The 25,209-nt window shown below is 41.9% G+C and carries 22 protein-coding genes; 8 read left to right on the top strand and 14 right to left on the bottom strand.

Translation table 11 applies throughout. From position 1 onward, the window contains the following. Positions 1–49: 49 nt before the first annotated feature. From CRO21_RS10675 to CRO21_RS10730, 12 genes are all read right to left on the bottom strand, one after another. Positions 50–394 (bottom strand): PilZ domain-containing protein, encoded by a 345-nt coding sequence (locus tag CRO21_RS10675; protein ID WP_097079301.1) that lies wholly within the window; start codon positions 392–394, stop codon positions 50–52. A gap of 18 nt (positions 395–412) precedes the next feature. Continuing rightward, on the bottom strand, positions 413–1,453 hold the full coding sequence (locus tag CRO21_RS10680) for a DNA polymerase III subunit delta' (RefSeq protein ID WP_097079302.1): 1,041 nt from the start codon (positions 1,451–1,453) through the stop codon (positions 413–415). 60 nt (positions 1,454–1,513) lie between these two features. Next, a complete protein-coding gene (gene kdsB, locus CRO21_RS10685) occupies positions 1,514–2,290 on the bottom strand; it encodes a 3-deoxy-manno-octulosonate cytidylyltransferase (protein WP_097079303.1) in 777 nt (258 codons plus the stop codon). 17 nt (positions 2,291–2,307) lie between these two features. After that, the gene (gene lpxK / locus CRO21_RS10690; protein WP_097079304.1) at positions 2,308–3,306 is read right to left on the bottom strand and encodes a tetraacyldisaccharide 4'-kinase; all 999 of its coding nucleotides are present in this window, start codon (positions 3,304–3,306) and stop codon (positions 2,308–2,310) included. An 8-nt stretch (positions 3,307–3,314) separates the two neighbouring features. Next, positions 3,315–5,048, bottom strand: coding sequence for a lipid A export permease/ATP-binding protein MsbA (msbA, locus tag CRO21_RS10695; protein ID WP_097079305.1), 1,734 nt, complete (start codon positions 5,046–5,048; stop codon positions 3,315–3,317). Continuing rightward, entirely contained in the window at positions 5,048–5,473 is a 426-nt protein-coding gene (locus CRO21_RS10700) for an ExbD/TolR family protein (protein ID WP_097079306.1), read from the bottom strand. The genes msbA and CRO21_RS10700 overlap by 1 nt, the downstream gene beginning before the upstream one ends. After that, positions 5,463–6,116 (bottom strand): MotA/TolQ/ExbB proton channel family protein, encoded by a 654-nt coding sequence (locus tag CRO21_RS10705; protein ID WP_097079307.1) that lies wholly within the window; start codon positions 6,114–6,116, stop codon positions 5,463–5,465. Before CRO21_RS10705 ends, CRO21_RS10700 begins: the two co-directional genes overlap by 11 nt. Positions 6,117–6,149: 33 nt before the next feature. Next, on the bottom strand, positions 6,150–7,046 hold the full coding sequence (locus tag CRO21_RS10710; protein ID WP_097079308.1) for a ParB/RepB/Spo0J family partition protein: 897 nt from the start codon (positions 7,044–7,046) through the stop codon (positions 6,150–6,152). Continuing rightward, positions 7,043–7,819, bottom strand: coding sequence for a ParA family protein (locus CRO21_RS10715; protein ID WP_097079309.1), 777 nt, complete (start codon positions 7,817–7,819; stop codon positions 7,043–7,045). Before CRO21_RS10715 ends, CRO21_RS10710 begins: the two co-directional genes overlap by 4 nt. A gap of 36 nt (positions 7,820–7,855) precedes the next feature. Then, the gene (gene rsmG / locus CRO21_RS10720; RefSeq protein WP_097079310.1) at positions 7,856–8,485 is read right to left on the bottom strand and encodes a 16S rRNA (guanine(527)-N(7))-methyltransferase RsmG; all 630 of its coding nucleotides are present in this window, start codon (positions 8,483–8,485) and stop codon (positions 7,856–7,858) included. Positions 8,486–8,573: 88 nt separating this feature from the next. Further along, positions 8,574–9,260, bottom strand: coding sequence for an N-acetylmuramate alpha-1-phosphate uridylyltransferase MurU (gene murU / locus CRO21_RS10725; protein ID WP_097079311.1), 687 nt, complete (start codon positions 9,258–9,260; stop codon positions 8,574–8,576). Then, entirely contained in the window at positions 9,257–10,276 is a 1,020-nt protein-coding gene (locus CRO21_RS10730; RefSeq protein ID WP_097079312.1) for an aminoglycoside phosphotransferase family protein, read from the bottom strand. Before CRO21_RS10730 ends, murU begins: the two co-directional genes overlap by 4 nt. A 122-nt stretch (positions 10,277–10,398) precedes the next feature. Here CRO21_RS10730 and CRO21_RS10735 point away from each other — a divergent pair, with 122 nt between their 5' ends. From CRO21_RS10735 to dnaE, 3 genes are all read left to right on the top strand, one after another. Beyond that, on the top strand, positions 10,399–12,876 hold the full coding sequence (locus CRO21_RS10735) for an LPS-assembly protein LptD (RefSeq protein WP_097079313.1): 2,478 nt from the start codon (positions 10,399–10,401) through the stop codon (positions 12,874–12,876). Further along, positions 12,877–14,193: a peptidylprolyl isomerase gene (locus tag CRO21_RS10740; protein ID WP_097079314.1), complete on the top strand. Its 1,317-nt coding sequence runs from the start codon at positions 12,877–12,879 to the stop codon at positions 14,191–14,193. A 392-nt stretch (positions 14,194–14,585) separates the two neighbouring features. Further along, positions 14,586–18,176, top strand: a complete 3,591-nt coding sequence (dnaE, locus tag CRO21_RS10745; RefSeq protein WP_097079315.1) for a DNA polymerase III subunit alpha — start codon at positions 14,586–14,588, stop codon at positions 18,174–18,176. 72 nt (positions 18,177–18,248) lie between these two features. On the opposite strand, the gene CRO21_RS10750 is transcribed toward dnaE, so the two are convergent. Further along, positions 18,249–18,689, bottom strand: a complete 441-nt coding sequence (locus CRO21_RS10750; protein ID WP_097079316.1) for an RcnB family protein — start codon at positions 18,687–18,689, stop codon at positions 18,249–18,251. A gap of 259 nt (positions 18,690–18,948) precedes the next feature. Between CRO21_RS10750 and CRO21_RS10755 the strand changes: the two genes are divergently transcribed. The 4 genes from CRO21_RS10755 (at position 18,949) to CRO21_RS10770 (ending at position 23,778) form a co-directional block, all read left to right on the top strand. Continuing rightward, positions 18,949–19,785, top strand: coding sequence for an RNA methyltransferase (locus CRO21_RS10755; RefSeq protein WP_097079317.1), 837 nt, complete (start codon positions 18,949–18,951; stop codon positions 19,783–19,785). Continuing rightward, positions 19,778–20,572: a serine O-acetyltransferase gene (cysE, locus tag CRO21_RS10760; RefSeq protein ID WP_265734863.1), complete on the top strand. Its 795-nt coding sequence runs from the start codon at positions 19,778–19,780 to the stop codon at positions 20,570–20,572. Before CRO21_RS10755 ends, cysE begins: the two co-directional genes overlap by 8 nt. An 81-nt stretch (positions 20,573–20,653) precedes the next feature. After that, complete coding sequence (locus tag CRO21_RS10765) at positions 20,654–21,574, top strand: ABUW_2363 family tetratricopeptide repeat lipoprotein (protein ID WP_097079319.1); 921 nt, start codon at positions 20,654–20,656, stop codon at positions 21,572–21,574. Positions 21,575–21,750: 176 nt separating this feature from the next. Continuing rightward, on the top strand, positions 21,751–23,778 hold the full coding sequence (locus tag CRO21_RS10770; protein WP_097079320.1) for an esterase/lipase family protein: 2,028 nt from the start codon (positions 21,751–21,753) through the stop codon (positions 23,776–23,778). 76 nt (positions 23,779–23,854) lie between these two features. On the opposite strand, the gene CRO21_RS10775 is transcribed toward CRO21_RS10770, so the two are convergent. Next, positions 23,855–24,430 carry an FxsA family protein gene (locus CRO21_RS10775; RefSeq protein WP_097079321.1) on the bottom strand — a complete coding sequence of 192 codons (576 nt, stop codon included), beginning with the start codon at positions 24,428–24,430 and terminating at the stop codon, positions 23,855–23,857. Positions 24,431–24,561: 131 nt separating this feature from the next. Between CRO21_RS10775 and ruvC the strand changes: the two genes are divergently transcribed. Then, positions 24,562–25,104, top strand: coding sequence for a crossover junction endodeoxyribonuclease RuvC (ruvC, locus tag CRO21_RS10780; RefSeq protein ID WP_087620552.1), 543 nt, complete (start codon positions 24,562–24,564; stop codon positions 25,102–25,104). The last annotated feature ends 105 nt before the right edge of the window (positions 25,105–25,209 follow it).

The raw sequence follows: 25,209 nt of genomic DNA on the forward strand, positions 1-25,209 counted from the left end.
AATATAGGAATGACATTCAGCCGTCATTTTTGACAATATGCGTGGAAAATTACATGGTGAAGGTCGGTTTTTCGGAATTTAGACTGCCTGCCAATAGGCGTTCCGCTTCATTACGAAAAGCAAAACCTTTTTCTCCCGAAAGCTGAATCGCAAAACCCTGCGGCCTTAAGTTATTCTGTTTAGGCGAAATCCAGATCACTTTACCTGTAACCGGAAATTTTTGTGATTGTTCCGGCAGGTTAGCAATCACTAGCAACTCCTGACCAAGCGTCACCCCTTGTTGCGAAGGCACAAATAGACCGCCCCCGGAAACAAATGGCATATAACATGCCTGTAAGCTCTCTTTATCTGGCATATGGGCCTGAATAATTGCACCGCCGCGTGCTGGTATCATTGTTTTTCTCCCGAATCGTTATGTAAAATCAACATTCATTAACTGAACGGTTAATTCATCAAAAATAAGCTGGGTTTGCACATTCTGCAATAACATGCCATTTATTTTATTGATTTGCGCATATATAGCAAACAATTGTTGCAGGGAATAGAATTTTTCCAGTTTACCCAGTTGCAGATCGGTTTGTTTCACCGATTGTTGCAGCTTTAATGCAATACAATCCTGAATCAAATAACGCAACATGACCAATAGTTCTCGAAAATCCAACTGTTTCGACCATTGGGTGGAAAATAGCATGGGATAAGCTTTTTTATTGACCAAATCAATCCATGCATCAACAAAACTTTGCCGCTGCCGGAACCATTCGGTCTGTAAAATTTGCTCGGCTTTTAATGGCATCTCGGCGGCAAGTGACAAGGCAATTGCGGTAGTTTGAGTTTGGGCAATCAGAGCTGTTTGGTTTTGCGCATTATCATCAGCACCAACAATAGTTTGTTTAGCTAAATAAGCCTGTGCCTGATCAGATAAAATACGATCCAGCGCATATTGCTGTACCCGACTGCGAATGGTGGCAGGCAATTTCAGCATGGCATCACTGACCAAAATAATCACAACCCGTTCGCCCGGCTCTTCCAGTGTTTTGAGCAAGGCATTTGACGCAGCAATATTCAGATATTCGGCATGTTCGATTAAAACCACACGCCATCCTTCAACCCGTTGCTGGACAAAATCACCCATCTCACGAATCTGGTCAATTTTAATCGCAGCGTAACTCTGTTTTTTTTCATCAAAATCTGGCGCAATCCGTTTTAATTGTGGATGTGTCCCCGCAGCAATCCAACGACAACTTGCACAATGTCCACAGGCGGACATGCCTTGTTTGTCGGTACATAATAGCCACTGGGAGAATTGCTCGGCAAACTGCTGTTTACCACAGCCCTCTTTCCCATAAAACAAAAGTCCATGCCCGATATTGGGAAATCGCTCAACCAGACGCTGCCATACCACAGTATGCCATGGCAGTAACGCTTGAATTTTGTCAGATTGGGCAGTTGTCATAGAAAATTACACGATCCATCGATCAATAAAAAAATTAATAAAATTTAAATAGATCAAACACTATTCAAAGATTTGACGTGGCATTGCATTTAAACGATCCAGATCCTGTTGGGTGTCCACACCGGGCGGAAGATTCGCTTGTGCAACATCAATTGCAATACGATGACCATTTTCAAGTACACGCAATTGTTCCAGGCTTTCCAGTTGTTCCAATATCCCCATCGGCCAACCCACAAAATCCTGTAAAAGTTGTACCCGATACCCATACAACCCCAAATGGCGATATGCATGTTGATGTAAAGTCTTAGCTGCATTGCATTCTATATTTTTGGCTGCGTCACGATCATAGGGAATCGTGGCACGGCTAAAATATAATGCTTCATTGTGTTTGGACATCACCACTTTGACAATACTATCACGTTCAAACTCGTCCAGATGTAAAATTGGTTCACACAGGGTTGCCATGGCACAATGTGGATAGCGAATCAATAAATCAGCAACTTGCTGTACCAGTGATGCAGGCAATAAAGGCTCGTCACCCTGAACATTGACCACAATATCCGCTGCATCCCAGCCCTTGATTTTTGCCACTTCACTTAAACGATCGGTTCCCGATGGATGCGCTGAAGACGTCAACACCACATCAATATTTTCAGCCACACAACAATCCACAATACGCTGGTCATCGGTTGCCACACATAGATCATCAAAACCTGCAACTTTAGCTGCCTGATCAACAACACGTAAAATCATGGCACGACCATGAATCTGTAATAATGGCTTGGCTGGCAGTCGGGAACTGGAATAGCGGGCAGGAATAACAATATGTTTTTTCATGACTTTACACTTAAATTTTATGAATCATCAGAAACTGCGATATCAAGCTGACGCAACTGGGTATTTAACTGGCGATAACACGCATCAGACAGTATCGCTTCTACAGGAACCACCCAGATACGTTGCAATTGCTCAAGTTGATCTGCCCAAAGCTGTTGTAGCTTTACCGCATCCTTAGCTGTGGTAATGATCGGCTGTGCAGGAAACGTTTTAAAATCATCAAGACAATATCGATGGTGATCGGCAAAAACATGTGCAGTATATCGCACATTGATCTGAGCCAGCGTTTGAAAAAAACGTTCTGGAAAACCAATACCGACCACAGCCCGATAATGAACTTCTGTATCGAAGACCTGACTATGATCTCCCAGACAATAGGGCTGTCCGACTGCAAGATGCATATTCAAAGCAGAATGTGCAAATGCATTATGCTCAATCACAGTCACATCATTCAGTCTAGACAAAGGTTCCCGCAGAAAACCTTCGGGTAATAATCGTTCGTTGCCAAAGCCACGTGCGCTGTCTACCACTACCCACTCAATATCACGCTGCAAGGCAAAATGCTGCAAACCATCATCACTTAAAATCAAATCAAGATCGTGATGCTGAAGTAACAATTCAATCGCCTGCTGCCGATTTGCACCAACTGCCATCGGAACATGCGTTGACTGGACAATCAATTTCGGTTCATCACCCACCTGCGAGGCCAGCGATTGGTCATTGACCAATATTGGAAATGGCCCATCACCACCATAACCTCGACTGATTACACCCACCCGGATGTGCTGCTGTTGTAGATATTTGACCAGATTAATGATTAATGGGGTTTTTCCGCTGCCACCCACCGTAATATTACCGATAATCATCACCGGTACAGGGGCTCGGTAAGCATGCTTGAGCTGAGAAGATTTTTGTAATAGAAAAATGCTGCGATATAGCCAAGATAAAGGTCTAAACACAATCAGCCAGGACGATTGTTTTTGCCATGCCTGCTGAATTTTATCTGCAAGAGCCATGTATTATCCTACTCGGAATCCAGACTAAACTGGCGCTGGTGTAGTTTGGCATAGGCCCCCTGCTTAAGCAGAAGCGATTGATGGTTGCCTTCTTCAATAATCTGACCATGATCCATCACCACAATACGATCTGCCTTTTCAATGGTAGACAGACGATGCGCAATCACGATGGTGGTTCTACCCTGCATGGCTCGGTCTAGTGCCTGCTGAATATAATGTTCTGACTGATTGTCTAGCGCACTGGTGGCTTCATCGAGAATCAAAATTGGGGCATTTTTCAACATGGCACGGGCAATCGAAATGCGCTGTCGCTGACCGCCGGAAAGATTCAAGCCATTGGCGCCCAACATAGTGTCATAACCATGCGGTAATTCCATGATAAAATCATGTGCATAAGCAGCTTTAGCCGCAGCAACAATCTCTGCTTCACTGGCATTTGCTAATTCACCATAGGCGATATTGTCACGGATACTGCGGTCAAATAAAATTACCTGCTGATTCACAATCGCAATATTATGTCTTAAATGCAGTAATTCAATATCTTCAATTTTATCGCCATCGACCAAAAGCTCACCAGAACTATGTTGCTGATAACGCAATATAGAGTTCACCAAAGTTGATTTACCCGCACCGGAACGTCCGACCAATGCTACCGTTTCACCCGGCTGGATATCAAGATTTATATGTGACAGCGCTTGTGTACCATCAGGATAGGATAAACTGATATTTTTAAACTGAATATGTCCGTGAATAGTCGGTTTCAATGTACCCAGATTATCTTCATCAGGAGTATCCAATATATCAAATACCGATTGTGCCGCAGCCAGTCCACGCTGAATCTTTTCGTTCACTTCAGTCAATGCCTTAACCGGTTTACTCAACAAGCCAGCTGCGGTAATAAATGCGACAAACTCACCGGCTGTGGTCCCCCCCAGAATTTGTGGCCGAAGTGCAATCCAAACCACGACACTCATCGCTACAGCCATAATCAATTGCACAATGGGCGAGTTTAAACTGACCACCACCACCAGTTTTAAACCTTTTTTCAGATTTTCTAATGAATATTTACGAAAACGCTGACGTTCGTACTCCTGTCCACCATAACCTTTCACTACAGAATAGCCATTTACAGTTTCCTGAACCACGTGACTGACATCACCCATGGTATTTTGTAATTGCACAGAAAGTTTACGCATCCGTTTAGACGCTTTGCTAATCACCAGCCCAATCAAAGGTGCGATAATCAAAATGGTTAAGGATAAACGCCAGTTAATATAAAACAAGTAACTCAATAAACCGATGACCGTTAAGCCATCACGGACCAGTGTTTTTAAGGATTCGGTAGACGCTGCGGTGACCTGTTCAACGTTATAAATCACTTTGGCGGAAATATGTCCACTAGAATTATCAAGATAATATTGCGTCGGCAATTTCACCAATTTTTCAAAAATTTGCTGCCGAATGGTAAAAATCAGATTACGTGAAATGACTGCGGAGAAATAACTTCCTAGAAATGCACCAATTCCGCGGAAAAAAAACAATGAAATAATTAAAATTGGGAAAAGATTTTTGGCCGACTGATCGGTATCGTTAATCGCATCAATAATATATTTAATCAGTTGAGCAATAGAAACCTCTGTCGCTGCATTAATTGCATAGCCAAGTAATACCAGCAAACCAATGCGCCAGTAACCTTTTAAATAAGACAGTAAACGAAAATATACCTGCAAATCACGCTTCACTAATTGTAGCCTCGAGCCGGAACTTTAGTACTAATATTAATATTCATAAATCCTAATTTACCTGCAACATCCATCACCCGTACCACATCCTGATGCGTTGCTTTGGCATCTGCTGCAATGATCAATGGCATATCACGGCGATTTACTGTGGCCTGTTTAATCGCAGTGGTCAGCTGTACTTCATCATTGCCTGCCAATGCTTGCCCATTCACCAGATACTTACCCGACGACTGTACCACAACCTCGGCTTTATCGTCATATGATTTTGGTGGTACGCCCTGCGCATCAGGCAACGTCAGATTGACTCGACTATGTTGATTAAAACTGGTTGAAACCAATAAAAATACTAATAAAAACAGTAAACAATCAATCATCGGCGTAAGGTTAACTTCTATTTCATGCACACGAGGCCGATTAAACTTCATATTGCAATTGTTCCTCTCCAGCATCAGAAGCCAGCGTTTTGGCTTTACCGTAGAACAATATGGCATGATACAGGGTTGCCTGTTGTTCCATTTCAACTACCAACTCGACCACAACGCGCTGAAAATACCGATATGCGACCAATGCCGGGATTGCCACAATCATACCTGCCGCAGTGGTGATTAATGCTTTAGACACACCATTGGCTAACATAGCCGGATCAGTTACACCACCAGAATTGACTGCCAGAAATGCTTCGATAATGCCAAGCACCGTACCCAGTAAGCCAAGCAATGGTGCGATTGCGCCGATTGTTCCCAAAAAATTAATATTTTTTTCCAGTTGGGAGATTTGTACGCTCGCTTCGGTCTGCATTTGAATTTTTACAAATTCGGCATTTTTAAAACGAAACATATAGCCTTTTTGTAAAATCTTACCCAAAGGACTTTTAAATAAGGTTTGTTGATCCTGTACACTTAAATTATCGCTACTGGAACGTAATAAAACCTCGTTGACCAGATTTTTGGGGACAATCCGTGAACGCTTTAAACGCACAAAGCGTTCAATCGTAATGGCCAAAGCAGCAATCGAGCATGCAAGCAAGGGCAACATCAGCCATCCGCCAGCTTTTATAAATTCCCACATAGACCCCTCTTTTTAAAAAAGCGTTTTATAAAGCTATTGTTCTGGCAGACAAATATTTAAAATTCCGTCAAGCTCTTCCAACGAATGATATTTAATCACAATTTTGCCTTTACCTTTAGTATTGTGATCGATTTGTACTTGCGCACCAAATCTTTCTGCCAGTCGATCTGTCAACTGATGAATATCTGCATTCGCCTGTTTTTTATCCTGTTTCTCGGTCTTGGGTTCCAACCATTCACGTACCAGTTGCTCGGTCTGACGTACCGATAAATTCTTTTTGACAACCAATTCTGCAACTTGAGCCTGCTCAAGTTTTTTCAGTGGCAATAATGCTCTGGCATGCCCCATGTCAATTTTTTGCTGATTTAATAATTCTTTTACTGAACTTTCCAGACTTAGCAACCGCAGTAAATTACTCACTGTTGCCCGCGCTTTACCGACTGTTTCGGCAATTTCCTGATGACTTAAACCAAATTCTTCATGAAAGCGTTGCAATGCCAGGGCCTGTTCCATCGGATTTAAATCTTGACGCTGAATATTTTCAATCAGCGACAAGGCTATGGCAACCTGATCGGAAATATTTCTTACAATTGCCGGAATATGACTCAAGCCTGCCAATTGTGCTGCACGCCAACGACGCTCGCCGGCAATAATTTCATAACTGTCCTGATCGGCAAGTTTACGAATAACAATCGGCTGCATCACCCCATGCTGTTTAATGGATTCAGCAAGTTCTTTTAGCTCGTCTTCATCAATATATCGACGTGGTTGATAGACACCTCTTTGTAACAGTGCCACATCAACACTTTCCAGTTGACCATCTGCAAGCACAGCCGATGGTTCTGCAAGAGTTTGTTTTTCACGCTGAATTGAGCCAAGCAAAGCATCCAAACCACGCCCTTTTGCCAGACCACGCTTTTTCGTTGTCATGCTTTTGCTCCCTGTTTCACTTTTTTCACCAGTTCTGCGGCAAAATTTAAATAGGCTACAGCACCCTTGGAACTTTTTTCAAAATAAATCACTGGTAAACCGTGAGCAGGCGCTTCTGCCAGTCGCACGTTACGTGGAATCACTGTGCTAAAAAGTTTTTCACCAAAATATTTTTCCAGCTCTGCCGAAACATCTTTTGTCAGGGCATTTCGACCATCAAACATGGTGCGGACTACCCCTAAGATTTCCAGATCAGGGTTTAGCGTCTGATTAATTCGCTCAATGGTCTGACATAAATCCGCCAAACCTTCCAAGGCATAATATTCACATTGCATTGGAATCAACACACTATTAGCAGCACATAAAGCATTCACCGTAATCAGACTTAAACTTGGTGCACAATCAATAATGATGAAATCATAGGACTTTTCTATTTGTTTTAAGGCATCACGTAAAATAAATTCTCGCTCTGTCTGCTCGGCAATCGACAGCTCTACCCCAGCCAATTCACGATTAGAACCTAGAATTTTATACAACGCTTCACTTTTGGTAATCGCCGCTTCAATCGGTGCATCGCCCAGCAAAACATCAGCCACAGTATAGGTTAATTCATTTTTTTGGACGCCGGACCCCATGGTTGCATTGCCTTGTGAATCAAGATCGACCAAAAGCACTCGTTTTTTTAAAATGGCTAATGAGGCTGCCAAATTTACAGCAGTTGTGGTTTTGGCCACACCACCTTTCTGATTTGCAATTGCTATAATTTTAGCCATGACAGCACCACTTCATTTTCATTAATTTTCTCATCGTTATGACGCACTTAACAAAATCAAATGCCGTTGTTCATCTAAATGCGGAACTTTTAACTGAATCACCTGTTGTTGATAATCAGACAACTGAGCCAGCTCCTCGGTTGGCACCACACCTTTCATTGCAGCAATCACAGAATGTTCATGCATATAAGGTTTTGACAGGCTAACAAAATCCAGCAAGGATGCAAATGCCCGACTGGTAATCACATCAAAATGTCCCAGTTTGTCAATATGTTCCTGATCCTCAACCCGTGTCTGTACCGCTTGCACGTTTGTCAGCTTCATATCGGCAATAAACTGTTTTAAAAAACGAATCTTTTTACCATTGGAATCAAGTAATACGCACGCCCGTTCTGGTTGGCACAAAGCAATAATCAGTCCGGGCATACCACCGCCAGTACCAACATCAATCAAACGGCCTTCCGGCAAATAAGGCAAAATACTCAAACTATCGAGCAAATGTTTCACAAGCATTTCTTTTGGATCACGAATTGCGGTCAGGTTAAATGCCTTATTCCAGAGCACTAATGCATCCTGATATTTAAGCAAATGATCAAGTACATCTGATGATAGCTCTAGGTTTAAAGCCTTTACACCTTTTTGCAGGCTTTGATAAAAAGGATGCATAAAATTATCTGGTCAGTTGAATTGTGGCAGTATTATAACGTGGAACATTACCCAAAACACAAATGGTATTTTTGTTAAATGCCGTGTTTTAAATCAATTGCATACGAATCTTTTGATCAAGTTGCTGTAAGCGTTCCGGTGTTCCCACATCCACCCAGCAACTTGTCATTTTTTCACCACTGACCAAACCCTGTGCCATGGCAGCCTTGAGCGAAGGTAATAAAGGTCGTTTTCCTCGCGGTAAATCTGCAAACAGTTTAGGTGAAAGTACACTAATCCCGGCAAAAGTTAAAGCCTCACCCTGCTGTGCTTGCTCAAAAGTATAAATCCGCTCATGCTTCAGGGTAAAATCCCCATTCGGATGTTGCGGCGGATTTTGCACCAATACCAAATGTGCCAGATCATTGCCCAGATTTAGTTTTGATAAGTTATCAAATGCATAACGAGTCCAGACATCGCCATTCACCACCATAAACGGCTCATCACCCAAATGAGGTAAGGCCTGAATAATACCGCCTGCGGTTTCTAGTCCTTCATCTTCAAGTGACCAGTGAATGTTGACACCATATTGCCGGCCATCACCCAGCGCTGCAACCAATTTCTGCTTGAGCCAAGCCGCATTAATGACAATATCGGTAATCCCAATCTTCTTTAAGGCTTCGATATGCCAGACAATTAACGGTTTATCGGCCACTTTAAGTAAAGGTTTTGGTGTTTCAAGGGTTAAAGGACGCATACGACTACCAAAACCAGCTGCAAGAATCATGGCTTTCATGCAACGTCCTCAAGCTCGGCATATTCACCATATTTTGCAGTAAATACGGGCATTACTTCAATTTCAATGAAGTGCTGAAAATCCTGTAATGCCGGACAATGGGCCAGTTCCTGACGCAGATACCACATCACACGTGGCAAATCTTTAAGATAACCAGATTTACCATCGCGCACATAAAGACGCACAAAAATACCTAAAATTTTCAAATGGCGTTGAATCGACATAATCTCGACATCAAGCTTAAATTGTGCCAAATCCCGATTTTTGTGGGATTGCTCTGACAACATGGCATAAAACTCGGCAATCCACTGTTGTACTTGTCTTGATGGCCACTGTACATAGGCATCACGTATAATTGAAATCAAATCATAGGTATCCGGACCCACCACCGCATCCTGAAAATCGATGACACCAAGATCATCTTCACCCTTGAGCAACATCAAATTACGACTGTGATAATCACGATGTACCAACACCTGTGGCTGATGCTCCAGATTCTCAATAATCCATTGATAGCTGCGATGCAATAGGTCTGCATGGGTTTCGGTAACGTCAATATTTAAATCAGGCAACAACCATTGATCAAATAGACGCATTTCCTGTACCAGTTTTTCGACACTGTATTTTGGAAAAGTCAGTGGATCAACCGGAATCGCCTGCAACTGAATAATCTGTTTGAATGCTTGCAAATAATAGGCATCAACGGTCTGTGAATTTAAAACATTGGCAAGCACTTCATCGCCAAAATCTTCCAGCAATAACAAGCCACGGCTTAAATCCTGTGCAACAATATGGGGTACGCGAGCACCATGATGTTCCAGATAGGCTGCAATTTGAACAAAAGGCAAACAATCTTCTTTTTCTGGCGGCGCATCCATCAACATATAAGTTTGATCCGGAAGATAGATTCTGGCATAGCGCCGAAAACTCGCATCACCTGCTAAATATTTGATTTCAAAGGCTTGTTTCTCAATTATTTGTTCTAGCCATTGTTGGACAATCTGTTCTCTTTGCATTCACTCACTACCTATACTTGCAAAAACACCGCATTATTTGCAGCTATAAGTGTAGTCGTTTCGGATTTTTTTCTCTATGATGCAATGAAAATATTTGCGAAATTATTTGTGTTGACATTGTTATGATACAACAGCTAAAGAAAAACTCTCTCCTGCAAGCAATTCTTGGGCTCATCAGTCTAGGGACTGCGACACTTGCAATTGCCGAAAACAATGCACAGGGAAATGATGTTCAGGCCGAACGACAGGATTCCGCCAGTAACGCCTATGCAAATAATTATGCCAAAGGAGAACAGTTTTACCAGCAGTATTATTTAACCCCGCAGCAACTCGCAGCATCAACACAGCAAGGCAATATCAAACCGTCCACCCTCTGTTCAGGTACATGGGTTACACCCATAAGTCAGGACAGCAAAGCAACCAGTGATCCAGCACAAACGACCTCTATCATCGGTGCCGATCAGGGTTATTATGATCCGACAGGGACATCATTTCTGGAAGGGAATGTCACGATTGATCAGGATGGGCGCAGTATTCGGGCAGACAAAGTCGAACTGGATAATACCCAAACCTATGCTAAGGCAGAAGGTAATGTACAATTGGTACAGGGTGGACTTTTTTCTAAAAGTGAAGCGATTACCTATAATTTAAAAGAGCAAACAGGCGACTTAAAAGATAGCTTCTACATTAGTGAACAGCAACAGGCGCATGGTTATGCTGCCCAAATCAAAAGAACGGGTGCAAATACCGTCGAACTGGAAAATGCCAGCTTTTCCACCTGTGAACCAAGTGCCAGCCCCGCTTGGCGAATTCAGGCCAAAACTATTGAACTCAATCAGGAAACAGGGCGCGGTATCACCAAAGATGCACGATTGTATATCAAAGATGTGCCGGTTCTGCCAATTCCGTATTTTAATTTTCCAATTGATGACCGCAGAACCACAGGTTTTTTAACCCCTTCTTTTGGTTATACCAATGATGGTGGTGTGCAACTGAGTGTACCCTATTACCTTAATCTGGCACCGAATTATGACTTGACGGCAACACCACGTTATCTTGGTGGACGTGGCGTGATGATTGAAGGTGATTTTCGTTATTTAACCGGATCGTTTGGTGCCGGTAATCTTTGGGGCGGTTATTTACCCAGCGATCAGCGCTACAATGATGAAGACCGAAAAGAGCTACATCTGCAACATCTCTGGCAAATTGATCCACAATGGCGGACCACGCTGGATTTAAACTACGTTTCCGACAAAGACTATTTTACCGATTTGGGCAATTCTCCAAACAGTCAGGATCAAGTTTATCAGGAAAGAACCTGGGCACTGTATTATGCCAATGGTATTCCTGGTATTACCGCACAGTTAAAAGTTCAGGATTTCCAAACCCTAGATGAAAGTATTGCGGATGTAGAGCGACCTTATGCACGCTTACCACAGTTTATTTTTCAATATCAGGGTGGCGACTTTACCGGATTAAGCTATTCCTTCTTGAATGATACAGCTTATTTTAAAAAGTCGCTGGATAACCCGACCGCCGAGATTGCCGAAAAAAACCCGAGTGGAACCAGAATTTATAATGAAGCATCAGTTAATTATAATTTCCGTACGCCGGGTATATTTGTGACACCAACTTTCACCGCCCGCAGTATTAATACTTTCTTCGATCAGGACACCACCAGCACTGTGACCAATTCGGTCAATAGTGACTCTATCGAAAAATCTGTGGCCGTACCGCAATTCACCCTTGATGCCGGCATGATTTTTGAAAAAGATGGCAATGTTTTACAGACTTTGAGTCCGCGTATTTTCTATGCCTACTCACCTTATAGAAATCAGAGCAATTTTCCAAATTTTGACAGTGCATCTGCGTCTTTAAGCTATGATCAATTGTTTAGCCCCTATCGTTTTTATGGCCATGACCGTCTGGAAGATAACAATTTTGCCTCGCTTGGTTTGACCTATCGTTTATATGATCAGATTGGTCTGGAGCGTTTGCGTGCCAGTATTGGTCAAAGCTATTATTTTGCCGATCGTAGAGTTCAGCTTAATGAAACCGATCAGGTTGCAACCTCAAGTCGTACCGGTCCCGTGGTGACAGTATCGAGTCAATTGAGTAATACCATTAATGTAGTCGGCAATGCCGCATGGTTATCCAATGGTAAAAGTGCCTTAAATAATGTGTCATTAAATTATGCCGATGAAAAAGGTCGATTATACAATCTAGGTTATTATCATCGCCGTGAAATTAATGACCAAGGTCAACAACCTTATCAACAAGTTGCAACCTCTTTTATACAACCAATTAACAACAATTGGCGTATTTTAGGCCATGTACAATACGACCTGAATAATGATCTGACCCGTGAAGTTCTGGTTGGGCTGAATTACGAATCCTGCTGCTGGGGCATATCGGTCTATGGTCGCTCATATTATAATGATTTAGATGATCCGACTGCTTCCGATATATCACCCAAACGGGCAGTTATGGCAGAATTCTCACTTAAAGGTTTAGGTGGTCTGTCGGGTAAACTTACATCTTTACTTGAAAATCGTGTGATCGGTTTTGATCATGTTAACCAAAATTGGACTCAACGTTAAATGAATGGCCATATTATGTTAAGAATGTTTCGCAATACAACACTGGCAATTGCATTATTTGCTTCATCACAGCTTTATGCAGCGCAAGTTGTTGATCAAGTCGTTGCTGTTGTTGATAGCAGTGTCATTTTAAAAAGCGATTTGGATCAAGCTGTGAATGTTGTGAGACAACAATTACAACAACAAGGACAAACTGTCCCACCAGAACAAGTTCTACGTAAAAATGTGCTTGATCAGTTGATCTTGCGTCAAGTACAGGTTGAACAAGTCAAGCGTTTTGGCATCCAGCCAGATCCGGAAGCATTAAATAGTGCAGTATCTGCCATCGCAAAACAGGAAGGTTATTCTTCACTTGAAGCATTCCAGCAACATGTGGATAGCACTGGTGCCGGACGATATGCTCTGCTACGTGAACAAGTTGCAGAAGACCTAAATGTGACCCGATTACGCCAGCAACAAGTCATGTCACGCATCAAAATCTCTGATCGGGATGTCGATAACTTTTTGAAATCGCCACAAGGTCAGGCTGTTTTAGGCAGTCAGGTACGTACTCTGCATATACGTATTGCCCCAAAATCGGCAAATACCACCACGGAAGAAGTAACTGAGGTTGCGACACAAGTCAAACAAGCCTTAAATGGCAGTGATGATGTGGCAACGATTGCCAAACAATTTAGCAATGACAAGGTTGATGTACAAGGTATTGATATGGGCTTTAGAGCTTTGGCCGATATTCCTGCCGATCTTGCTGCCCGTGTCAGTGGACTTGAAATTGGTCAAACCACAGAACTAATTCCAGCCAATGATGGCCTACATCTGCTCAAAGTCCTTGAACGTAAAGCTGATGATAAAAAAGCGCTTGTAGATCAATACTCTACTCGTCATATTCTGATTCAGCCATCGGAAGTCATCAGTCCGGAAGATGCCAAACAACGTATCGATCAAATCTATCAACGCCTACAACAAGGTGCCGATTTTTCTGAACTGGCGGCGACCTATTCAGCCGATCCGGGATCTGCACGTAACGGCGGTAGTCTGGGCTGGGTAACACCGGGTGTGATGGTACCAGAATTTGAAACAGTGATGAAAAGCACGGCTGTTGGACAAATCAGCCAACCCTTCCAAACCCAATATGGCTGGCATATTCTAAAAGTTGAGGATACCCGTCAGGTTGATATGACCAATGAATACCAGCGTCGTATGGCAAGACAAATTTTGGGTGAGCGTCAGTTTGATGCAGAAATCGATGGTTGGTTGCGTGAAATTCGTGCCAATGCCTATGTCGATATTAAAGACCCTGCATTAAAAGACGACTAAAATCGTGACATCTAAATAATCCATCATACAATAAGCTTTAACAGAACCAGATCTTCGGATTTGGTTTTTTTATTGATGTGTATATGACAAAAGATTCCCTATAACCAATGAAAAATAGATTCTGTAAATCAATAGGTATTTTCTAGGATTAATGAAATTATAAAAAAATCAAAATTTTACTCTATTTTTAAAAATTTCTATTTTATCAAAAGTGAAATATCTATAGCGAACTGAGTGGTTTTAAAATCATTATCAGGATTGGCTAAAATGCCTTCAGATACGAATTTACAAGGCAAAAAACCGCTTAAATTCTTAAGAAGCAAGCACAGTCGTGCTAAACTTCCTACACAAATTTTTAACCGTTAACCCCAGATTGAGTGTAAACAGATACGATGAATCAATTTGTCCATTTAGGTATTCATAGCGAATATTCCATTACCGACTCCATTATTCGGATACCTGATTTGGTCAAAGCTGCATCCGCAGAAAAGATGCCTGCACTGGCATTAACGGATCTTTCCAACCTGCATGCCGCAGTGAAATTCTATAAAGCCTGCCTGAATAAAGGCATTAAGCCAATTTTTGGTAGCGATCTCAGAATTCTTGATGAACAGCACCGTATTACCCTGTTGGCAATGAATAATCATGGCTGGCGTAATCTGACTGAGCTAGTCTCAAAAGGTTTTACCGAAGGTTTAAAACTTGATATTCCGATTGTTGATAAATCGTGGATTTTCAGCCAATCTGACGATCTGATTGCATTGCTTGGTATCAATAGTGATGTCGGTCAGGCGCTATGTTCGTCCAATCCGCAAAGAGCACAGCCTCTGCTTGAAGAATGGATTGAACATTTTGGTGATCGTGTCTATTTTGCCATCACCCGTACCGGCCGCCCAAACGAAGAATTATTTATCCAACACGCTTGTAAACTTGCTCAAAGTTATAAGATTGGGATTGTGGCGCATAATGATCTGCGTTTTATCAAACAAGAAGATTTTGATGCCCATGAAGCCCGTGTTTGTATTGCAGAAGGCTATGTACTCGGTGATGAGCGCCGACCACGTACCTATAGTGATCAGCAATACTTTAAAACCGCCGCAGAAATGCAGCAACTGTTTACTGATCTACCGCATGCTCTTAGCAATAGCCTGTATATCGCTCAGCGTTGTACCGTCAGTTTGACTTTAGGCGAAAATTTTCTACCCGATTATCCGATTCCACCTGAATTTACCACAGACACCTTCTTTGCCCATATCTCCAGGGAAGGTCTGGAAGAACGTTTAAATTATCTTTATCCAGTCGAAAAACGTGATGATAATTGGTCGGAACAACGTAAAAAATACGATGAGCGCCTGCAATACGAAATTGATATTATTCTTAAGATGGGATTCCCTGGCTACTTCTTGATCGTGATGGACTTTATCCAGTGGGCAAAAAGTAACGGTGTACCTGTCGGCCCTGGCCGTGGTTCGGGCGCTGGTTCTCTGGTGGCTTATAGCTTAAAAATTACCGATCTGGATCCTCTGCGTTACGACTTGCTGTTTGAACGATTCCTGAATCCAGAACGGGTATCCATGCCCGACTTCGACGTGGATTTTTGTATTGCAGGACGTGACCGTGTCATCGATTACGTCTCTCAACACTATGGTCGGGAAGCCGTATCGCAAATTGCCACATTCGGTACCATGGCAGCAAAAGGTGCAATTCGTGATGTGGCCCGTGTACTGGGTAAATCCTACGGTCTAGCGGATAAAATTTCCAAACTGGTACCCACCAAGCCCTTGGGTGTTGATCTTGCCACAGCACTGGAAATGGAACCTCAACTCAAGGATATGGTCACCAATCCTTCCAATCCCGAATATGATGATGCTGCTGAAATCTGGGAAATGGCGCTTAAACTTGAAGGCATCACCCGAAATACCGGTAAACATGCCGGTGGCGTAGTGATCTCACCTGGAAAAATTACCGATTATTCTGCGGTAAGCTGTGAAGCAGATGGCAGTGGTCGGGTCAGTCAGTTTGATAAGGACGATGTAGAAGCTGTCGGTCTGGTTAAATTCGACTTCTTGGGCTTACGTAATTTAACCGTCATCGAAGATGCAGTGCAAAATATCAATAAACGTTTGCCCGCAGATCAACATGTGGATATTTCCCATATTCCCTTGGAAGATCCCGACGCCTATCATATTTTTGCCAGTGCCAACACGACTGCGGTATTCCAGTTTGAATCCGTCGGCATGAAACGCATGCTGAAAGAGGCGCGTCCGAGTAAATTTGAAGAAATTATTGCCTTCGTATCGCTGTATCGCCCCGGCCCCATGGATCTGATCCCCGACTTTATCCATCGTATGCATGGTGGTGAATTTGAATATCTTCATCCATTACTCGAAGGCGTACTGGAACCGACCTATGGCATCATGGTGTATCAGGAACAAGTAATGCAGGCCGCACAGTATTGTGCCGGTTATACACTTGGTGGTGCGGACTTGCTACGCCGTGCCATGGGGAAAAAGAAAGTTGAAGAAATGGTGAAACATCGCCAAATCTTTATCGAAGGTGCTGCCAAGAAAAATATTGATGAGGCTACCGCCAATCATATTTTCGATTATATGGAAAAATTCGCAGGTTACGGTTTTAACAAATCGCACGCTGCGGCTTATGCGCTCGTCGCCTATCATACCGCATGGCTCAAAGCGCATTACCCTGCCGAATTCATGGCCGCGGTGATGACGTCGGAAATGCAAAATACCGACAATGTGGTCTTTCTAATTGACGATTGTCGTAACAATCAACTGGAGGTCTTACCACCTTCCATTAACCTCTCGGATTACCGCTTTAAAGCCATTAAGCCAGATACCATTGTTTATGGACTTGGCGCAATTAAAGGCGTGGGCGAACAAGCGATGCAGTCGGTGATAGACTCACGCAATCAGGAAGGTGAATTTAAGGATTTATTCGACTTTTGCCACCGTATCGATCTGAAAAAAATCAATAAACGTACGCTGGAAGCCCTGATTCGAGCAGGCGCAATGGATTGTCTTGACATAGAGCGCTCCACATTGATGGCACAATTGCCAGAAGCAGTTCAGGCGGCTGATCAAGCGCGCAATAACCGTGAAACCGGTATTATGGACTTATTTGGTGAAGTCGAAGAAGTTCAGCGTAAGCCAGTTAAACCAGTCAAGCCTTGGAGTGATGAAGTTCGACTCAAAGGTGAAAAAGATACGCTTGGACTCTATCTCACTGGACATCCAATTGATGTCTATCGAGATGAACTTAAATGTTTTATTCCGCATCCACTCAATGCGGTGACTGCAACCCGTCGTGGGGTAACTACCGTATTTACCGGATTGATACTTGACGTTGCTCATTTTCCCAATCGGACACTGATCACCCTTGATGATGGTACAGCCCGACTAGAAGTTTCAACCAACCGCGAACGCTATGAACGCTTTAAGGATATTCTTCAGGTCGACAAAGTGATTATCATCGAAGGTGAAGTCTCTGAACGTGAAGGTTTTGATCGACCAATGGGACGATTAAGCAAAGCCTTTACGCTAAATGAAATTCGGCAAAAACGGGCACAGGCCATTTATATCCAGTTTGAGCAGCAGGATTTACCGCGCAATCTTGCCAAAGAATTGAAACAGGCCATTGCCGATTTTATCAATGTAGATCAACAAATACATATTCCGGTTCGCTTAAAACTGAACTTCGAATTTGCAGAATTTGAATTACATCCCAATGACGAATGGTGCGTCTATCCATGTGATGAACTGATGTTTAGACTCAGAGAAAGCATTGGTAAGGAACACATCCGAGTCGATTACAAAGTTAAGTCCAAAGCTGTGCAAATCGTTGAATCAAATTATCGTTTACAGGATGTCAAACCACTCAAAAATCCTGATCCAGATATCGATCCCGAAGGCATGCTCAAGGATGATTCAGCTTATGATACTGATGATTATGCTCAGTACTCCTAACCCGATGAGCATAAGAAAATAATGCCTAACTTGGTTAGGCATCAGACAGTTTAATTTTTGAAAATAGCTTAATTAATATTGGTTGCCCATAAAAATTGCGGTGATAATGCTTGTTGCAATCGCAACCAAAACATAATCACCATTCACTTCAAGCCATCTATGACCTTTAGGCGGTTGCGGTAAATTACGGTTCTGCCAATCATTTACATAATGATTTTGCCCTCTATACTCTTGTGGTATAGGTTGCCCTCTTTGCCAATCTTCAGAAGGTCGAGGTCCATTATTTCTGCTTTGACCTTGCTGATGAGGACCGTTATATCCTTGGGGATTACCGCGTTGATCTCGATCATCTCTATACTGATTATTTGATGGACCTTGATCAAAACGTTGTTGATGCTGATCATTTCTGGGTTGTTGATCCGCAGCAAAATCTCTCGGCGCTGCAATAGAAAGCATACTTGTTGAAAGCATGGTAACAGCCAGTATCGCAGTGAAAGTTTTATTTTTAAACATAGTTAACTCCTTATTTATAGGCATATTCAAGCAATAAAACATAGGTGAAATATGAACAAATTAAATCGTTATGTAATATCCGCAATAAATTATGCGCTTAATTCAGACAAATTTTCATATACCCTCATCATTTACGCTGTATTCGCATAGTAAAATTTTAGCTAAAGATGATGTTTTATAAAAAATATTCTGTAATTCATTAAAATTATGTTCAGAAACTTATATAATCAAATCACTTATTGTCATAAATCAATATTGAATGTCCACCACGTCTAATCCTGTAAGTCTAAATCAAATCCGTATCGTCATGGTCAATACTACCTTGCCTGCCAATATTGGTGCGGCACTACGGGCAATGAAAACCATGGGACTCCAGCATCTTGTTCTGGTCAATCCAAAAACCTTCCCACATCCCGATATCGATGCACTGGCTGCCGGTGCAAGTGATCTGATCGCACAGATTGAAGTTGTCGATACACTTGAACAAGCCATTGCAGACTGCCATCTCGTATTTGGTACCAGTGCCAGAAGTCGCACCATTCCGTGGCCATTGCTGGATGTACGTCCGGCAGCACAGGAAATCTTCCATGCTTCACAAAAACAGCAAAACATTGCCATATTATTTGGACGTGAAGATCGTGGGCTGACCAATGAAGAACTGGCGCTGGCCAATTACCATTTAACCATTCCGGTTAATCCGGATTATGGTGTACTCAACGTCGCACAAGCAATTCAAGTGGTAAGTTATGAACTACGCATGGCAGCTTTATCTGAGCAACCACAAGTACAATCTGAAACTATGCCATTGGTACAAAATCAATCTATGCAGTGGGATGAACCACTGGTCACCCAACAACAAATGCAGCAATTTTATCCTCATCTTGAGCAAACATTGATTGATATTGACTTTCTTGATGAAAAAAATCCGAGATTACTGCCTTTACGCTTGCGTCGGCTGTTTGGACGCATACAATTAGATCGTATGGAATATCATTTATTGCGTGGTGTCTTGACCCGTGTGCAAGCACTGGCCAAAGGCACATGGCATCCCTCAAAAGCGAAAGATATACAGCATGGAGAGCAATCAGATGTTTAAACAGCTTAAAGAAGACATTCAAGCCGTATTTGATCGTGATCCAGCTGCAAGAAATACGGTTGAAGTCTTGACCACTTATCCTGGGATTCATGCGCTGATGGCACATCGGGTCGCCCATCAATTATGGCAAAAAGAGTTTAAAGGTACGGCGCGTACATTATCGGCATTCAGTCGCATGGTAACAGGTATCGAAATTCATCCCGGTGCAAAAATTGGTAAACGCTTTTTTATCGATCATGGCATGGGTGTCGTGATTGGCGAAACTGCCGAAATTGGTGATGATGTCACGCTATACCATGGGGTAACGCTTGGTGGCACGACATGGAATAAAGGCAAACGTCACCCCACGCTTGAAGATGGCGTGATCGTGGGTGCAGGTGCAAAAATCCTCGGGCCGTTTATTGTGGGTAAGAATGCTAAAGTCGGCTCCAATGCTGTCGTCACCAAAGCAGTGCCTGCCAATGCAACTGCGGTTGGGAATCCTGCCCGCTTTATCATCAAGGATCAAACTGAGCAACCTGATCATCAAGAAGAGCAAAATTCTGACTTCCAACCTTATGCAGCGTCACAGGAACAACCAGATACCATGCTAGAAGGTATCCGCATTCTGATTGATCGACTGCAAAAAAATGAATTACAGATAAAACAACTGTACACGCAGTTAAATAAACTTGATCCGGAGTTTAAAAAACCACGTCTATCACCACTATCAAAACAAGACAAACAGATTCTGGAAGAGGTAAAGCGTGAGTATGACGTAACAATTGATAATAAATTGCCGGATTAACGTAACTTGAGTTGAAAGAAAGAAAAAACTTTCCTAGACTTAGCCCTATTTCCTAAATAAACAAAAACCTGGATGACGATGATGAATTTAAAGCCTTTAATTGCACTTGGAATGGGATCTATGCTGATCACTGCTTGTTCAAATTTACCCACCAAGCAAGATAAAGTACAGCAACCTAAGCCAGTTGAGCCTATTGTATTTACTGAGCCTGCGATCACTGCACCATTTTATGCTTTAAATCCTATTGACTACAGCCAACCACCTGAATTCGAAGTCAATCTTTTGAATGCTGAGAATGCACCTGTTACTAAGTTTCAAATTAATAGTGATCCAAGCAACCCTGATTCTGAAAAAATTATTTTAGATAAAAATCGTTTTATCATCCCATTGACAGATAGCAAGGAAAAAGCCCTGAAGTTTGCTGTACTGGCACAGGACAATGAACTAGATGTTACAGAAATTGATGATTTTTTTAACCTCTTAGAAGGCAAGGCACGTCATTATCCTGTGCGTTTTAACAGTAATCGTGAACGTGATGGCTATACTGACCGTTTAAAAACAATTATCACCACGCTTGATCCGCTTGCATTAAAATCAAATGCCTCCTATGACGTTTTAATCCGTGCAGCAAAAGCAAGCAGCATGGCACGTAATTTGGACATGGGTGAAATTTATGGCCCCAAAGCACTCAGTTATGCCAAACGTCTTTTGGCCATGCAACCCAAAGATCCAACCATCAACTTCTGGCTAGGTTTTGGTCTATCCGAAGGTGGTGCATTTAAAGAAGCCATTCCATACTTAAAAGTTGCCATGGATGCTGGCGTACAAGAAGCCCATCTTTCTATGGCGAATAACTACATTTATATGGAACAAAAGAAAAATGCCATCACCACGCTGAAAAACTATAAGGTTAAATACCCTAGTGAAGCACAGGTAACGGATCAGCTTATTGCGGAAATGGATTCTGGCAAACGCTATAATGTATGGCAAATCAGCAAATAATTCTTTTCATCTGATGTGCTAAAAAATAGGTGTTGATTGATTTGTAATTCAAAAATTTTTAAATATCCCAAAAACCAGTCATAATTAATGACTGGTTTTTCATTTAAAAAAGTAGACAGATTCCATTAAAATCATTATTTTTTAATCTTCCAAGCTCACAAGAAAAATTTTCGATTATGCTTAAAATATTGTCACTTACACTTGGTATGAGTTTAAGTATTGGCGTTCTTTCCGGTTGTCAAGTGGTGAATGTCAAACAACAAAAGTTGGGCACTTCACTAAGTAATGAACGTGACAATATTCTCACCAGAAATAAATTAAGCGAAGCCAGTCTAAATGTACTGTCTATGACAGGACAACAAGCCAATAAATGTGTGATTCAACCCGAAACATGCATGAATGAATTGCGGCAAATACCAGAAATCCTTGATGAACAATTGTTATCTACTGGAAGTGAGGTTTATCTGGCAAATGCCATTGAACTCAAACAATCCAAAGACTGCAATCCCAAAAATATTGCGATCAAATTTAAAGACGAAAATGAAAAATTACAGACCCAACAAAAATTAGATCAATGTTTAAATCAACAACTTGAAGCCTTAAATCAATCCATTCGTTATAGTTATGCGTATTTATTTGCAACTAAACGCCCGCCTGCACAGCGATTATTTGATAATAGACAGGTACAAGTACGGGATTTTTATAATCAGGCCATTGCCAATCTGGTCAATACATTTAATGATTCCCGTGAGTCGAACCAGACGGATTATAATTCGCTGCTAAAAATGGGTGCAAGCACATACCATATTGATATTTCAAAGTATCCGAATCTGGATTCGAAAAATCTGGAAAAGTTGATTTCGACCTATAATTTAGGTTTTTCAGGTTTAAAATCCATTAGTCGCCGTGATGGTTTTGGCTCTGAGTTCACCCTGCAAATGGCAAAACCAGAGACTAAACAATTTGATCAGTACATGCTTAACCCATTTCTCAACAGTAAAAAAATTAGTGAACATCCAAATATTGTCGAAGCAAGATTTTTAGCGGCGACCCTTGTCATTGAACCTAGCCAAAGAGCTTCTATTGATGAAATTCTGAATAGTAAAACGTTTAATTTACGCTTGATTGATCCTAATTTTTACCAAAATATCGAAATTGCCCATCAAGATTTTCCATTGGCAGCCAACTTTTCTGCACCATATGGCTTATGGTTGGCCAATGATAATCTGGGTTCGGCAGCATACTGGACCTTGATTGATCGTGCACAAAACATGATCATGCCCCATTTGTTTATGCTTGAGCCATATAATCCCAACAAAAAAATCATTATTATGATTCATGGTCTGGCAAGTAGTCCGGAAGCATGGATTGCGATGACCAATGATATTATGGGCGATGGTGTCCTGCGTGAAAATTATCAGGTCTGGCAAATTTTTTACTCAACCAATATGCCGATCATAGAGAGTCGCTATCAAATCTATGCCTTGTTAAAACAGGCGTTTGATGATCTTGCGATCAAATATCCGAATAAACCTCCGCAACATGCTGTCCTGCTTGGTCATAGTATGGGTGGTGTCATCAGCCGCTTACTGGTAAGTGATGATGACTTTACGCCACAAGTCCTGAATTATCTGCAAAAAAAGAATGTACGCCAATATGAAAGGGTTAAGAATTTTGGTCCGGCTCAAGAGCGGTTAGCCATGCATGCACTCACTCCACCGATTGATCGTGCCATTTTTGTGTCATCACCATTTAAAGGCACAGACTTTGCCGATCGTTGGTTTACGCTTGCAGCTCGAAAAATCATCAAATTACCACAAAGTTTTTTAACGGCAACAGTTGAAACCATTAGTCACGGTTTGTCTGGGGATTTAACCTCAGATTATTTAAAACAATTTGGTAAAGACTTTTTGCAAAATGGTCCAAGTGATCTTAGTAAAAAATCAGCATTTATGAAAATTACCGCAAATACCAAAATTTCACCGAAAGTCAAATATCACGTAATTATGGGTAATGATACCAATTCTAATGATATCAAGACCATCACTGACGGTATTGTGCCGTATTACAGTGCCCATCTGGATGGCGCCCAATCGGAAAAAATTATTCATGGTGGGCATTCCATTCAGTATAGTCCGGAAGCCGTATTAGAATTACGTCGTATTTTAAGGTTACATTTAAAAGAATTAAATATATCGCCCTAATTAAGATTCTATAGTCAGTCTTCAATCCATAAAAAAGCCCTGCATCGAAAGATACAAGGCTTTTTTATGATAAAAATTATTCTTTGTCTTTGGTTTCAATGCGTTTTTGCTCAGGTTCAACTTCTCTTGCTTCACCATCAATAATATTGGCGTCATTGCTGGCGCCACGTCCACCCATTTGTCCGCGTTGCATGTCTTCCATTTGACGCATGATATCTGCAAAAGGATTACCTTGACCTGCTGCACCGTTCATGCCGCCCATCCCCCCCATCATTTTTTCCATCATGGCTTGTTGGCGTTTTTGCATAGCATTCATCGCTGCTTTTTTAAAGACATTTTGTACCGCTGGGATCAGCATCAAGAGCGCCACTACATCGGTGAGTAACCCGGGAATCATCAAAAAAAATCCTGCAATTGCACGAGTCATATATTTACTCACCTGAGGATCGCCACCCATTTGACCAGTCATCTGCATTTGTTGCATTTGCGGCATAATGTGCGCTGTACTACCACGAACCATATTCAGACCAATAAAAAATGCAGCAATAAACCAGAAAAATACATACCAACCACTGCCGACCCAATCCCCGACCACGATCCATGTCACAATTTCAGCAACAATTGCAATTAAAATAAATAAAATCAGTCCCATAAATATTGATGCCTGTCTAAAGGTTGTATTCGGAGTTAGAACGTAAATAGAAGTTAAACTTTATAGCACAGCAAGTTTTTTACGTCTATTTATGTAACAATAAGGGTGAATCCAAAAATTTAAAGGGCAAGATGACATTAATTATCGGCATTGATCCGGGATCACGTTTGACCGGTTATGGCATTATCGAAAAAGAAGGATCAAAATTACGTTTTGTCGATGCCGGTACAATCCGTACCGAAAGTCAGGATATCCCCGATCGGCTTAAAAAGATTTTCGCAGGCGTGGATCGTATCGTTAAATTTCATCAACCGACCGAAGCCGCAGTTGAACAGGTATTTATGGCACAAAATCCGGATTCCGCTTTAAAACTCGGACAGGCACGTGGTGCAGCGATTGCGGCACTGGTCAATCTGGATCTGGCAGTTTCCGAATATACCGCCCGACAAATCAAGCAATCCGTGGTTGGTTATGGTGCAGCCGATAAAGAACAGGTCCAAATGATGGTGATGCGTTTACTCAATCTTTCTATTAAACCACAAGCAGATGCTGCTGATGCACTCGCCGCAGCGATTTGCCACGCACATGCCTCTGGCAGCTTAAATAAAATGGCGGTACTAAATGCTTTGGGTGGGATGGCAAGAGGTCGTGGTCGTGGCTTAAGACGACGTTAAGCTATTTATTAGGGTCAATACATCCACAACCTTATTGAAATATCGCTTGCCATTGCTTCGTAAAAGCCTCTTTGATGATATCAATCACCGAAAAGAGGCTTTTTA

It is taken from the genome of Acinetobacter puyangensis (genome assembly GCF_900096995.1).
Lineage (GTDB): Bacteria > Pseudomonadota > Gammaproteobacteria > Pseudomonadales > Moraxellaceae > Acinetobacter > Acinetobacter puyangensis.

Coding starts and splice junctions, on each gene's coding strand:
- CRO21_RS10675 (WP_097079301.1), bottom strand. CDS start 394: ATGATACCAGCACGCGGCGGTGCAATTATTCAGGCCCATATGCCAGAT.
- CRO21_RS10680 (WP_097079302.1), bottom strand. CDS start 1,453: ATGACAACTGCCCAATCTGACAAAATTCAAGCGTTACTGCCATGGCAT.
- kdsB (WP_097079303.1), bottom strand. CDS start 2,290: ATGAAAAAACATATTGTTATTCCTGCCCGCTATTCCAGTTCCCGACTG.
- lpxK (WP_097079304.1), bottom strand. CDS start 3,306: ATGGCTCTTGCAGATAAAATTCAGCAGGCATGGCAAAAACAATCGTCC.
- CRO21_RS10700 (WP_097079306.1), bottom strand. CDS start 5,473: ATGAAGTTTAATCGGCCTCGTGTGCATGAAATAGAAGTTAACCTTACG.
- CRO21_RS10705 (WP_097079307.1), bottom strand. CDS start 6,116: ATGTGGGAATTTATAAAAGCTGGCGGATGGCTGATGTTGCCCTTGCTT.
- CRO21_RS10710 (WP_097079308.1), bottom strand. CDS start 7,046: ATGACAACGAAAAAGCGTGGTCTGGCAAAAGGGCGTGGTTTGGATGCT.
- CRO21_RS10715 (WP_097079309.1), bottom strand. CDS start 7,819: ATGGCTAAAATTATAGCAATTGCAAATCAGAAAGGTGGTGTGGCCAAA.
- rsmG (WP_097079310.1), bottom strand. CDS start 8,485: ATGCATCCTTTTTATCAAAGCCTGCAAAAAGGTGTAAAGGCTTTAAAC.
- murU (WP_097079311.1), bottom strand. CDS start 9,260: ATGAAAGCCATGATTCTTGCAGCTGGTTTTGGTAGTCGTATGCGTCCT.
- CRO21_RS10730 (WP_097079312.1), bottom strand. CDS start 10,276: ATGCAAAGAGAACAGATTGTCCAACAATGGCTAGAACAAATAATTGAG.
- CRO21_RS10735 (WP_097079313.1), top strand. CDS start 10,399: ATGATACAACAGCTAAAGAAAAACTCTCTCCTGCAAGCAATTCTTGGG.
- CRO21_RS10740 (WP_097079314.1), top strand. CDS start 12,877: ATGAATGGCCATATTATGTTAAGAATGTTTCGCAATACAACACTGGCA.
- dnaE (WP_097079315.1), top strand. CDS start 14,586: ATGAATCAATTTGTCCATTTAGGTATTCATAGCGAATATTCCATTACC.
- CRO21_RS10750 (WP_097079316.1), bottom strand. CDS start 18,689: ATGTTTAAAAATAAAACTTTCACTGCGATACTGGCTGTTACCATGCTT.
- CRO21_RS10755 (WP_097079317.1), top strand. CDS start 18,949: ATGTCCACCACGTCTAATCCTGTAAGTCTAAATCAAATCCGTATCGTC.
- cysE (WP_265734863.1), top strand. CDS start 19,778: ATGTTTAAACAGCTTAAAGAAGACATTCAAGCCGTATTTGATCGTGAT.
- CRO21_RS10765 (WP_097079319.1), top strand. CDS start 20,654: ATGAATTTAAAGCCTTTAATTGCACTTGGAATGGGATCTATGCTGATC.
- CRO21_RS10770 (WP_097079320.1), top strand. CDS start 21,751: ATGCTTAAAATATTGTCACTTACACTTGGTATGAGTTTAAGTATTGGC.
- CRO21_RS10775 (WP_097079321.1), bottom strand. CDS start 24,430: ATGGGACTGATTTTATTTATTTTAATTGCAATTGTTGCTGAAATTGTG.
- ruvC (WP_087620552.1), top strand. CDS start 24,562: ATGACATTAATTATCGGCATTGATCCGGGATCACGTTTGACCGGTTAT.